The following is an 11,620-nucleotide window of genomic DNA, read 5'->3' on the forward strand; positions in this document are numbered from 1 at the left end:
GACTTTCCGCTGCGCTCCGGCAGCAGGGCTTCATCATCAGGGGCTCAGAAATACCGGGCCGCCTGAATCCAAATTCTGGGCGATTTCTCTGAACTGCTGTCGGTGCCCGAGCGAGCGAGCGGCCAGGCAGCCGTAAGGGAAATCTGATGATGGGCGCCACCCCACGCCAGCGCGCCACCTGCGGCAGCCATATGCACGGTGTTTTTTTCCGTGGTCCACGGCTGTTTATTGATGCGCGCCTGCCCCTGATCGATAAAGCTGCTCAACTGCCAACCAGGGCTGAGGGCATAGCGCAGCTCGAGGCTGGACTGCCAACCCAGGTCGCCATTGCCGCTGCCTGGCGCAAAGGCGCGTACGCCATAGGGACCGCCAATGCTGAACTTCTCTGAGGAATCCAGATTGCCAGGCGCCCATTGGCCACTCAGTTGGGCGTAAAGTTGAAAACGGTCATTCAGGTTTTGCAGGCGCAATGCGCTGAACGTCACCTTGCTGAACCGTCCGCCGGTATTTGCGGTTAACCGATCCCATTGACGGGCGTAAGGATCTTCAATGTTCAGCCGGCCGAAACCATACGCCAGCGAAGCCGCGCTCTGGCCACCGCCAAATAGGCGATCCTGCGCATTGGCGCCGATCTCTGCGGTCCATAAAGCAACGCGCTTCCGGCTGCGGCTTTCAAAGAGATCGATATCATCCCGCAGCGTTTTGTCTTCAAACTGCAGTTGAGCATTGATGTTTGCAGCCCGGCTGCGCAGCAGCGGCTGGGAAATAAATGCGCTATTGATAACGGCATCGCCATGAGCCTGCAATTCACTGAAATCCTTACCTAATCGGTAGCTCATCTGCGAACGCGCGATGCCCACGTGGTTGGACCAAGGCCCTACCGGGAGTTGATAAGCCGCACGGTAGTAACGCTGGTGTTTATCACTGCTCAACAGGCGCAAATCTAACTGATCCCCCAGTCGCAAAGGGCTATTGACACTGAGCGCCCCGCCGCCACGGTATTCACCTGTGTAGGTATCGCCATAATTATCGGCCTGTAACGAACCGCTCAACCACGGTGCCGGCGCTGCATCGACAGTAAGATCGGTCGTGCCGGGGTGTGCGCCGGGTGAGAGTGTATTTTTGATTAATGAACCTGGGATATCGCTGAGCAACAGCAGGCTGCGCTCAAGCGTATCGCCGCGGACAATATCGCCGCTGCGCAAGCCTGACAGGGGCTGTTGCAATACAGTGCTGCGAACGTGCGACTTGTTGGCCAAACGGATTTGCCCGTATCTGCCTTCAACCACCGCGATACGCACATAGCCGTCAACGATTTCCTGCTTGGGCAAATAGGCATGAGCCAGCACATAGCCTTGTTGACGGTAATAAGCCGTCACACGCTGTGCGGCCTCCTGTAATTGCGCCAGGCTTGATTCACGCCCACCTAGCTTGTTCAGCAAAGATGCCAGCCGTTCGGCAGAAATAGCCTGATTGCCCTCAAACCGAAAACCGGCCACCCACAAACGCGGCGAGGTGTCTTCGCTAACGGCAGCCTGTTGTTTCTCAGGATGCGGGGAAGGTAAAGCGACCGGTGGCGGCAAACTGGGCTTCGTGGTTTCTACGTCTCTGATAACCTGGCCGGCATTGGGCAATGCAGCCTGTGTGATTGGGGAAAACAGTATAAATAAATTGAGTACAGACCAACGCCAGGAATAAATAAGGCACGTCTTCTTCAACGTAAAAACAATACTTAATGATTTATTTATACACAGCGAGAATATATTCATTACTTTACCGCTCTTCCTTTATACATTCACTAACGGAATATCCGTTTCCATTACTATAAACAGTAAGTTATTTTCCCGCAGTCAGCCTGCACGCCTACAGGATAGGCTCGCGGCAATGTGAAGGGTGAGTTTTATTAGATTACCTAACAAGGTATTAAAATGCTGCGGTTGTTGCAACAAGGCTAATTTAAGACGTTACGTTAACGCAAGACGTATGATGATGCCACATTAGGTTAAATATATAACACTGTCGCTATTTTAAATATAAATACCCAGATAGTTGTTCTGACATTAAATTAAATATAAGCGTTTAATATTGCTGAGGCCGCTACAACAGGCAAGTGATGTAGTGCTATCGCCATACCAAACGCCACATACTTCCCCCACCAAACGCGCCGGAGGGGGAAATGTGAGTTTATACCGGCCAGCGATTCAGTTGGATACCCCGCTCAGCCGCCCCGGCGCCGAAGTCCGCCAACATGGCTTTGACGTCAGGATCAATATATTCGGCGTTATCATGCTCGGCGATCACCACGCAGTTATCGGGGATCTGCGCCAGCAGACTTTGCAGGCGCGGATTATGCAGAAAAGTCAGGTTCTGGTGAAACCGCACCACATAATGATCGTCGTAACAGCTCAGTTGCAGCGCATTGCGGTGGCTTTTGTAGGTACTGCACAGCAACTGCGCCATCAGCCCGACGGCGATCCCCGCCAACATGCCAAAGATAATGATGCCGGAAACGGTGAGAATAAAGGGAATAAACTGCGGCAGCCCCTGGCGCCACTGGGCGGTAAATAATGCGGGAGAGGCCAGCTTATAGCCGGTATAGAGCAGTACCGCCGCCAGGCTGGCTAACGGAATGGTGTTTAGCGCATCGCTGAAGAACAGGCCGCATAATAGCAGCAGCACACCATGCAGCAGAATCGAAATGCGGCTACGCGCTCCGGCATTGACGTTCACCGAGCTGCGAACAATCACCGCAGTGATCGGCAGACCGCCGAGAAAACCGCTCAGCATATTGCCAACGCCCTGAGCACGCATTTCCTTGTCCGGCGAAGGTGCCGGCGTTTGGGATTTCAGTTTTTTCAGCGCCTCCTGACTCAGCAGGGTTTCCAGGCTAGCCACCAGCGCCAACGTCAGCGCGATAAGATAAACCGAAGGGTTGCGCCAGGCACCTTGCCAGTCCGGGCGGCTGAGTTGCTCGCCCAACGCCTCAGCACTGTCGAATTTAGGCAGTGAAATGCGCGGCATGGCGCCGATGCTGTCCGGCATCCAGCGCTCACCAAAGACCACGGCCAGGCTGCCCCAGAGCACCGCTACCAGCGGGCCGGGAAGATAACGGGCCAACGGGATCCGTTTCACCGGTGCGGTGGTCCACAACCACATGATCAACAGAGCGCCCAAGGCAATCAGCGCCGAAGCGGGCGACAATAGTTCAGCGCCGTCGGCCAGCAACGCCTTCAGGCTTGCATCCCCCTGTACACCCAACGCTACCGGCACCTGCTGCATGATCAGCAAAATACCGATGGCCACCAGCATGCCCTGGATCACCGTACCGGGCACCAGCGTGATCCAGCGTCCGGCACGCAACAGGCCGAAAATAAGCTGCAGCGCTCCCGCCAGCATCAGCGCCACCAGCAGCAATGAAAATGAACCCAGTGTTTCCATGGCAGCGGTCACAATGGTAACCAAGCCGGCCGCAGGCCCGCTGACAGCGTAGCGCGAAGGGCTCAGCAAGGTGACCACGATACCGCCGATTACCCCGGTCAGCAGCCCGACAAAAGGAGGTAAGCCACTGGCCTGCGCTATGCCAAGGCTAAGTGGCAATGCCACCAGAAACACCACTATTCCGGCGGGAATATCATTACGCAGAGTGCTGAAGTTCATGATCCACCTCCGCAGCGTTCTGATGGACGAGCTCCTTCAAATGCCCTTCTTGCAGATCGTAAATGCAGCCAAAAACGTCCAGCACCTTGCCCTGCTCCCAGCGTCGGCGCACCGGTTCGCTGGCAATCAAATGGGTGAACTGGGTCACCACGTGCGCGTCGATAAGCCGGTTCAGACGCGCAGCGTCGTTCCCCTCTGCTTGCTGATAATCCTGTAAGTTATGTTCCAGTGAATGCCGCAAATGCGCCATTCGTCGCGCCAACGCGCTGTCTTCTTGTGCCAGCGACATTGCCGGCAACGCCACTGCAGCCTGTACGCCGCCACAGCCGTAATGGCCGCACAATACAATGGCGGAGACTTGCAGATACTCCAGCGCATATTGCAGTACGCTCATCAGGCTATCGTCATCCTCAAGAACCATATTGGCGATATTGCGATGGACGAAAAGCTCACCAGGGTGTGCGCCGGTCAGAACCTCGGCCGGGACACGGCTGTCGGAACAGCCGATCCATAACGCCTGCGGCTGCTGACCGGCGACATGCTTGCGGAAATAATGCGGGTTGCGCTGGCGCTGCTGTAGCGCCCAGCTGCGGTTTCTGGCTATCAGGGGTTTAAGTATCGTCACGGCATGCATCTCTCTGTTGGGGGACAAACAGGCTCTCGCCTACCCGCCCAGGAGCCAATTACATGAATCAAAATGATGGTTCTATCCCAAAGCAAAAATTGGCATGGGGCATTTTTTACACGCACAGCGCCGTTCCTCCATCAGGAAAGGCCCCTATTAACCATAGAAGCAGCGACGAATCTGACAAGGAAAAACAGCCGGGAACTTTTAACAAAAACGAATAAACACTTTGATTTAAATGAGTAATTAACCACAACAAACACATTAAAAAACTAAAGTAACTCCAAATAGAACATTCTTTACACTCACTGCCTGACCCACCAGAAATCGGGCATAAAAAAACCCGCCATAAGGCGGGTTTTCCAATAATTGCACAAGCAGACTATTAAGACTCGCTTGCCTGTTTGGCATTGCCTGACAAGAACTCTTTCTCATAAGCCAGCGCTTTTTTGCTGTCGAACTGATGTTCCCATTTGGCAATGACCAGTACCGCCAACGCATTACCCACTACGTTCAAAGCGGTACGTGCCATATCCAGGATACGGTCGACGCCGGCAATAAACGCCAGCCCTTCCAGCGGGATGCCGACGCTGCCCAAGGTTGCCAGCAGCACCACGAAAGAAACGCCGGGTACGCCTGCGATCCCCTTGGACGTGACCATAAGCGTCACCACCAGCACAATTTCCTGGCCTAAAGACAACTCAATCCCGTACAGCTGCGCAATAAAGATGGCGGCAATGCTCTGGTACAACGTGGAACCGTCCAGATTAAAGGAGTAACCGGTGGGCACCACAAAGCTGGTGATCGCCTTCGGTGCACCGTAGGCTTCCATCTTTTCAATGATGCGTGGCAACACGGTTTCAGAACTGGCGGTGGAATAAGCCAGGATCAGTTCGTCCTTCAGGATACGGATTAACGTCCAGATACGCAGGTTGCATAAGCGGGCGACCGCGCCCAGTACCACCAGAGCGAAAAAGGCGATGGCGAAGTACACCAATAACACCAGTTTGGCGAGCGGCAACAGCGAAGCGAAACCAAAGTTGGCTACCGTCACGGAGATCAGTCCAAATACCCCAATTGGCGCATAACGCATGATCATATGGGTGACTTTGAACATGCTTTCAGAAACGGCTTTAAACACCTTCAGCAGGGGTTCTTTGGTTTCTTTCGGCAATGACGACAAGCCAAGGCCAAACAGCACCGAGAAGAAGATAATCGGCAGCATGTCGCCTTTGGCCATGGAGGCAAAGACATTCGACGGAATCAACGACAGAATGGTCGCCACCAGACTATGCGAGCCACTTTGCACTTGCTCGGTGGTTTTTTCATATTGGGAGATATCGACCGCCGTCAGCGTCGACATATCGATCCCGTGACCGGGTTGAAAAACATTAGCCAACGTCAGCCCTACCACGATGGCGACGGTGGTAATCACTTCGAAATAAATAATGGTTTTCAATCCGAGGCGGCCTAACTTTTTCGCATCGCCGACTCCGGCGATACCTACCACCAACGTAGAAATAACGATAGGCACGACGATCATCTTGATCAAGCGAATAAAGATATCACCGGCCGGACTAAGAATATTACTGACCAGCCACTCGCGTGACTCCGTCTGATTATGAAGTACCGCACCGACGATAATACCTAGTACCAGCGCTATCAGGATTTGCCAAGCAAGGCTAATTTTTACACTTTTCATACCCAAAGAGTCCTCAAAAGACTCCTTTCAACGTATTTAACTGCAACACGAAGAAAAGAATAATTAATCATTTAATACGGGCTTATGTTCATTACAAGAAGGCGTCCACCTGCCCTTAGTGTGACGTTGCTTAAATCAGTACCATTTGAGCGACCTTGTCTGCAACCCTTGTTTTATCGGGCTTGCGCGCTGAATCGAATCATAAAAATTATTCACCTCAGCTTCGCATAGCATAATTACTTGTTATTAAAAACATAATTTTATGTGCCATAAGTCACACATTAATCCGATCGTTTAATTTTTACCCATAATTAAAATGCGTTATTTTTCGCAGAATCTGCATATTTAGTCCGCTAATGATGTTTATATTATGTTGCATAAAGGTTTTAAAAATGAAAACAAAAAACATTTCGCCTGGTAATTATTTTGTTGATATTTTTCGTTGAAAACACAAATGAGAATTATTCATCTAAAATCAGTATTCAGAAAAATATTCATCAAACACGGCAAAGCCCAGGCAGGTTTATTAAGCCAAGAGTGATGATAATAACCCCACTATTAATATCTGCTGGTATATTAATAGCCAGCATACGTCTAAATGGTTGAGTAGAAATTAATACTCAAGGTTTTATATTCGCCATGATATATAGGAAGTGCGTTTAGTCTGAGATTGGTTATTCTTTTTGGTTCTTTAGATAGCGTTTTCTGACAAAAACCACCTATTTAACCGATTTTTTCCGCCAAGCAGGTAGATACACAACGCAAATAAGACAGAACTATTACAAATCAATATCTTTGTTGCGTGATCTGCCGCGCAAAAAAGAAACAAAGAATCATAGCAAACTATACTTAACCTTCAGTTGACATATCATTAACAACTTCAAGGAGAAAAGCTATGAGCCAAGTGCATAAACACGCTATTCCTTCTGCAATTGCAGAACACGCCCTGATTAACCCAGAACAATACCAACAATATTATCAACAGTCGGTGCAAGACCCGGAGGCATTCTGGAGGGAGCAAGGAAAAATTCTCGACTGGATCAAACCTTATAGCCGGGTAAAAAACACCTCGTTCGACCCGGGCCATATCAGTATCCGCTGGTTTGAAGACGGTACACTGAACCTGGCGGCCAACTGCCTCGATCGCCATCTGGCCGAACGCGGTGACCAGACCGCCATTATCTGGGAAGGTGACGATCCCACCCAGTCGAAACAGGTGACCTACAAACAACTGCATCACGATGTCTGCCAATTCGCCAACGTACTGAAAAAGTTGGGCGTCAAAAAAGGCGACGTCGTGGCTATCTATATGCCCATGGTGCCGGAAGCCGCGGTCGCCATGCTGGCCTGCGCACGTATCGGTGCGGTGCACTCGGTAATCTTTGGTGGTTTCTCGCCAGAGGCAGTCGCCGGCCGCATTATCGACTCCAACTCCAAGCTGGTTATCACCGCTGACGAAGGCCTGCGCGCCGGACGTGCCGTACCGCTGAAAAAGAACGTCGACGACGCGCTGAAAAACCCTGGCGTGAAAAGCATCACCAACGTGGTCGTTTTCCAACGTACCGGCAAGCCGGGTTATTGGCAGGAAGGCCGTGATTTATGGTGGCATGAGCTGATCAACGGCGTTTCCGCCGACTGCCCGCCGGAAGAGATGAATGCGGAAGACCCGTTGTTTATCCTTTATACCTCCGGCTCGACCGGCAAACCCAAGGGCGTACTGCACACCACCGGCGGCTATCTGGTGTATGCCGCCATGACGTTCAAGTACGTATTCGACTACCACGAAGGCGACGTGTACTGGTGTACGGCCGACGTCGGCTGGGTTACAGGCCACAGCTATCTGCTGTACGGCCCTTTGGCCTGCGGTGCCATCACCTTGATGTTCGAAGGCGTGCCAAACTATCCCGGCGTCAACCGCCTGTCACAGGTGATTGATAAGCATCAGGTCAATATCTTGTATACCGCCCCTACCGCCATTCGTGCGCTGATGGCCGAAGGCGATAAAGCGATCGAGGGCACCAAACGCGATTCACTGCGTATCATGGGTTCGGTCGGGGAGCCGATCAACCCGGAAGCCTGGGAGTGGTATTACAACAAAATCGGTAACGGCAAATGCCCGATCGTCGACACCTGGTGGCAGACCGAGACCGGCGGCTTTATGATCACCCCCCTGCCTGGTGCCACAGAGCTGAAAGCCGGCTCTGCCACGCGGCCGTTCTTCGGCGTACAGCCTGCGTTGGTCGATAACGTAGGTACACCTCAGGAAGGCGCCTGCGAAGGCAATTTGGTGATCACCGATTCCTGGCCAGGCCAAGCGCGTACGCTGTTCGGCGATCACGATCGTTTTGAGCAGACTTACTTCTCTACCTTTAAAGGCATGTATTTCAGCGGGGACGGCGCACGCCGTGATGAAGATGGGTATTACTGGATCACCGGCCGTGTCGATGACGTGCTGAACGTTTCCGGGCACCGTCTGGGTACCGCAGAAATCGAATCTGCGCTGGTCTCGCATCCGAAAATCGCCGAAGCGGCGGTAGTCGGCATTCCGCATAATATTAAAGGCCAGGCGATTTACGCCTATATCACGCTGAATCATGGTGAAGAACCTTCTCCCGAACTCTATACCGAAGTTCGTAACTGGGTACGCAAGGAAATAGGGCCGATCGCCACGCCAGACGTGCTGCACTGGACAGATTCGCTGCCCAAAACGCGCTCCGGCAAGATCATGCGCCGCATCCTGCGAAAAATCGCTGCGGGTGACACCAGCAACCTCGGTGACACATCAACCTTGGCGGACCCGGCAGTCGTCGACAAGCTGTTGGAAGAAAAACAATCAATGAAAGTACCGTCGTAATTTCCGCCGTCTCCGGCCGTTCATCAGGAAATCACCCGATGGACGGCTGTCAGCGCGGCGTTCTCGATCAATACCTACTGGAGACGCACTGATGAATGACACCATTTATCAAAGGATTGAGGAAAACCCGCGTTTTAAAGAGCTGGTACGAAAACGCGGCCGCTTCGCCTGGCTGCTTTCGTTGATTACGCTGGTGCTTTACGTTGGCTTTATTTTACTGATCGCTTTCGATCCGCAGTGGCTTGGCACGCCGATCGCTGCCGGATCGACCATCACTCGCGGGATCCCGGTGGGTGTGGGCCTGATCGTTATCTCTTTCGTTTTGACCGGGATCTACGTATTCCGCGCTAATGGCGAGTTTGATCGCCTGACTGCAGAAATCCTGCGTGAGGTGAAGAAATGAAGCCTTTACTGTCCGCCATCCCCCTTCTGGCTCTGCCGGGGTTGGCCTTTGCCGATGCCATTGGCGGCGAAGTACAACGCCAACCATTGAATATTCAAGCAATCGTCATGTTCGTGTTGTTTGTCGGCGCCACCTTGTATATCACCTATTGGGCTTCCAAACGCACCCGATCGCGCCAGGACTATTACACTGCAGGGGGGAAAATCACCGGCTTGCAGAATGGTCTGGCTATCGCGGGTGACTTTATGTCGGCAGCCTCTTTCCTCGGCATTTCCGCGTTGGTGTATACCTCCGGTTATGACGGGCTGATTTACTCTATCGGCTTTTTGATCGGCTGGCCGATCATTCTGTTCCTGATTGCCGAACGCCTGCGTAACCTTGGCCGCTATACTTTCGCTGACGTAGCCTCTTACCGTCTGAAGCAAAAACCGATCCGCACGCTTTCCGCCTGCGGTTCCCTGGTGGTGGTCGCGCTGTATCTGATTGCCCAGATGGTCGGGGCCGGTAAGTTGATCCAATTACTTTTCGGGCTGAACTACCACGTGGCGGTAATTTTGGTCGGCATTTTGATGGTGTTATACGTTTTGTTCGGCGGCATGCTGGCCACGACCTGGGTACAGATTATCAAAGCGGTGCTGCTGTTGGCTGGTGCCAGCTTTATGGCGCTGATGGTGATGAAATCGGTCAATTTTGACTTCAACACCCTGTTTGCCGAAGCCGTGAAAGTCCACCCGAAAGGCATCGCCATTATGAGCCCGGGTGGTCTGGTCTCGGATCCTGTTTCCGCGCTTTCCCTGGGGTTGGCACTGATGTTCGGTACTGCCGGTTTGCCGCATATTCTGATGCGCTTCTTCACCGTCAGCGATGCCAAAGAGGCCCGTAAAAGCGTGTTCTATGCCACCGGCTTTATCGGTTACTTCTATATCCTGACCTTTATTATCGGCTTCGGCGCAATTTTGTTAGTGGGTCCTAACCCGGCGTTCAAAGACGCTACCGGGGCGCTGTTGGGCGGCACCAATATGGCTGCTGTGCATTTGGCCAATGCGGTTGGCGGTAACTTCTTCCTCGGCTTTATCTCGGCAGTCGCCTTTGCCACCATCCTCGCGGTGGTTGCCGGCCTGACGCTGGCAGGGGCATCTGCGGTATCTCACGACTTGTACGCTAGCGTGGTTAAAGATGGCAAAGCGACCGAGCGTGATGAACTGCGGGTTTCCAAGATCACCGTGATGATCCTGGGGATCGTGGCGATTGCGCTGGGAATTTTGTTTGAGAAGCAGAATATCGCCTTTATGGTGGGGCTGGCCTTCTCTATCGCCGCCAGCTGTAACTTCCCGATCATCATTCTTTCGATGTATTGGTCGCGCCTGACGACCCGTGGTGCGATGATCGGTGGCTGGCTGGGTTTGCTGACCGCTGTGATCCTGATGATCTTGGGCCCGACGATTTGGGTTCAGATCCTTGGCCATGAAAAACCGATCTACCCTTATGAATACCCGGCGTTGTTCTCGATGCTCGTGGCATTTGTAGGAACTTGGCTGTTCTCCGTCACCGATAGTTCGCTGGCCGGGCAGCAAGAACGCGAGCGCTTCCGCTCTCAGTTTGTACGTTCGCAAACCGGGCTGGGCATCTCACAAGGTAGCTCGCATTAACTGAATAATAAGTGAAGAAAGCAAACACCCCCTAATCAAAGGCCCTTCGGGGCCTTTTCTCTTTCTGTCAGTTATAAATAGTCTTTAAAGGTTCATCGCTTCTATCGGGGTTTTTCATTCGGCTAACAGGAATCAAGATAGGTGCTCTGAACAATTCAAGAGACCGGATCATGAAACAGCCTACAGCCTTACTATTATTGGCCTTTGCCGGCAACACACTGGCAGCCCCGCTCATAGAACCATTGCGGTTGATTAGCGACCACACCCTTCCGGTTGCACAGTTGCAGGCTCAAATACTTGCCGCCAAACGCTACGACAGCTTCTGGAATACCGGCGATGAGATGCTGGCAAAGCAGGCGCTGGCCCGTGACTTTACCGATATGACCTTACCCGCTGGCAGAATGCAGGGTATTCGAGGAGCGTTGGAGGCCTCGAAAACCTTCCGCCAGGCCGTCCCGGATTTACGTTGCGAGGTGACGCAAATGATTGTCTCCGGCGATCGCGTCGTGGCGCATTTGCACTTTAAAGGGCATTTCACAGGCCGTTTTCAGGGTAAACAGGGAAAGGGACAACTCATTGATTTTATTGCAACTGATATCTATCAGATCCAGCAAGGAGCAATAACCGCCAATTGGCATATTGAGGATAATCTGACGTTATTACGGCAGTTGGGGATCGTGCAAATGTAGCAACTCAGGCGCAGCGTAGCTGCGCCCGTTGTTTCCTCGCG

General features: G+C 52.5%; 9 protein-coding genes. 5 read left to right on the forward strand and 4 right to left on the reverse strand.

The window, feature by feature from the left end; translation table 11 throughout:
* Positions 1-44: 44 nt before the first annotated feature.
* The 3 genes from QZQ97_RS24370 to QZQ97_RS24380 all read right to left on the reverse strand — a co-directional run bounded on the left by QZQ97_RS24370 (position 45) and on the right by QZQ97_RS24380 (position 4,291).
* Positions 45-1,583: a ShlB/FhaC/HecB family hemolysin secretion/activation protein gene (locus QZQ97_RS24370; protein ID WP_311995495.1), complete on the reverse strand. Its 1,539-nt coding sequence runs from the start codon at positions 1,581-1,583 to the stop codon at positions 45-47.
* A 601-nt stretch (positions 1,584-2,184) separates the two neighbouring features.
* Positions 2,185-3,657: a SulP family inorganic anion transporter gene (locus QZQ97_RS24375; RefSeq protein WP_311995496.1), complete on the reverse strand. Its 1,473-nt coding sequence runs from the start codon at positions 3,655-3,657 to the stop codon at positions 2,185-2,187.
* Complete coding sequence (locus tag QZQ97_RS24380) at positions 3,635-4,291, reverse strand: carbonic anhydrase (protein ID WP_311995503.1); 657 nt, start codon at positions 4,289-4,291, stop codon at positions 3,635-3,637. The genes QZQ97_RS24375 and QZQ97_RS24380 overlap by 23 nt, the downstream gene beginning before the upstream one ends.
* A 53-nt stretch (positions 4,292-4,344) precedes the next feature.
* Between QZQ97_RS24380 and QZQ97_RS24385 the strand changes: the two genes are divergently transcribed.
* Positions 4,345-4,506, forward strand: a complete 162-nt coding sequence (locus tag QZQ97_RS24385) for a hypothetical protein (protein WP_311995497.1) — start codon at positions 4,345-4,347, stop codon at positions 4,504-4,506.
* A gap of 161 nt (positions 4,507-4,667) precedes the next feature.
* Here the strand turns inward: QZQ97_RS24385 and gltP are convergent, their stop codons facing one another.
* Entirely contained in the window at positions 4,668-5,984 is a 1,317-nt protein-coding gene (gene gltP, locus QZQ97_RS24390; protein ID WP_311995498.1) for a glutamate/aspartate:proton symporter GltP, read from the reverse strand.
* A gap of 895 nt (positions 5,985-6,879) precedes the next feature.
* Here gltP and acs point away from each other — a divergent pair.
* From acs to QZQ97_RS24410, 4 genes are all read left to right on the forward strand, one after another.
* Positions 6,880-8,838 (forward strand): acetate--CoA ligase, encoded by a 1,959-nt coding sequence (acs, locus tag QZQ97_RS24395; RefSeq protein WP_311995499.1) that lies wholly within the window; start codon positions 6,880-6,882, stop codon positions 8,836-8,838.
* Between the two features lie 91 nt (positions 8,839-8,929).
* On the forward strand, positions 8,930-9,241 hold the full coding sequence (locus tag QZQ97_RS24400) for a DUF485 domain-containing protein (RefSeq protein ID WP_004954024.1): 312 nt from the start codon (positions 8,930-8,932) through the stop codon (positions 9,239-9,241).
* Entirely contained in the window at positions 9,238-10,890 is a 1,653-nt protein-coding gene (gene actP / locus QZQ97_RS24405; protein WP_311995501.1) for a cation/acetate symporter ActP, read from the forward strand. The genes QZQ97_RS24400 and actP overlap by 4 nt, the downstream gene beginning before the upstream one ends.
* 170 nt (positions 10,891-11,060) lie before the next feature.
* Entirely contained in the window at positions 11,061-11,579 is a 519-nt protein-coding gene (locus QZQ97_RS24410) for an ester cyclase (RefSeq protein ID WP_311995502.1), read from the forward strand.
* Positions 11,580-11,620 lie beyond the last annotated feature (41 nt).

This window comes from Serratia sp. root2 (assembly GCF_031931805.1).
GTDB lineage: Bacteria > Pseudomonadota > Gammaproteobacteria > Enterobacterales > Enterobacteriaceae > Serratia > Serratia inhibens.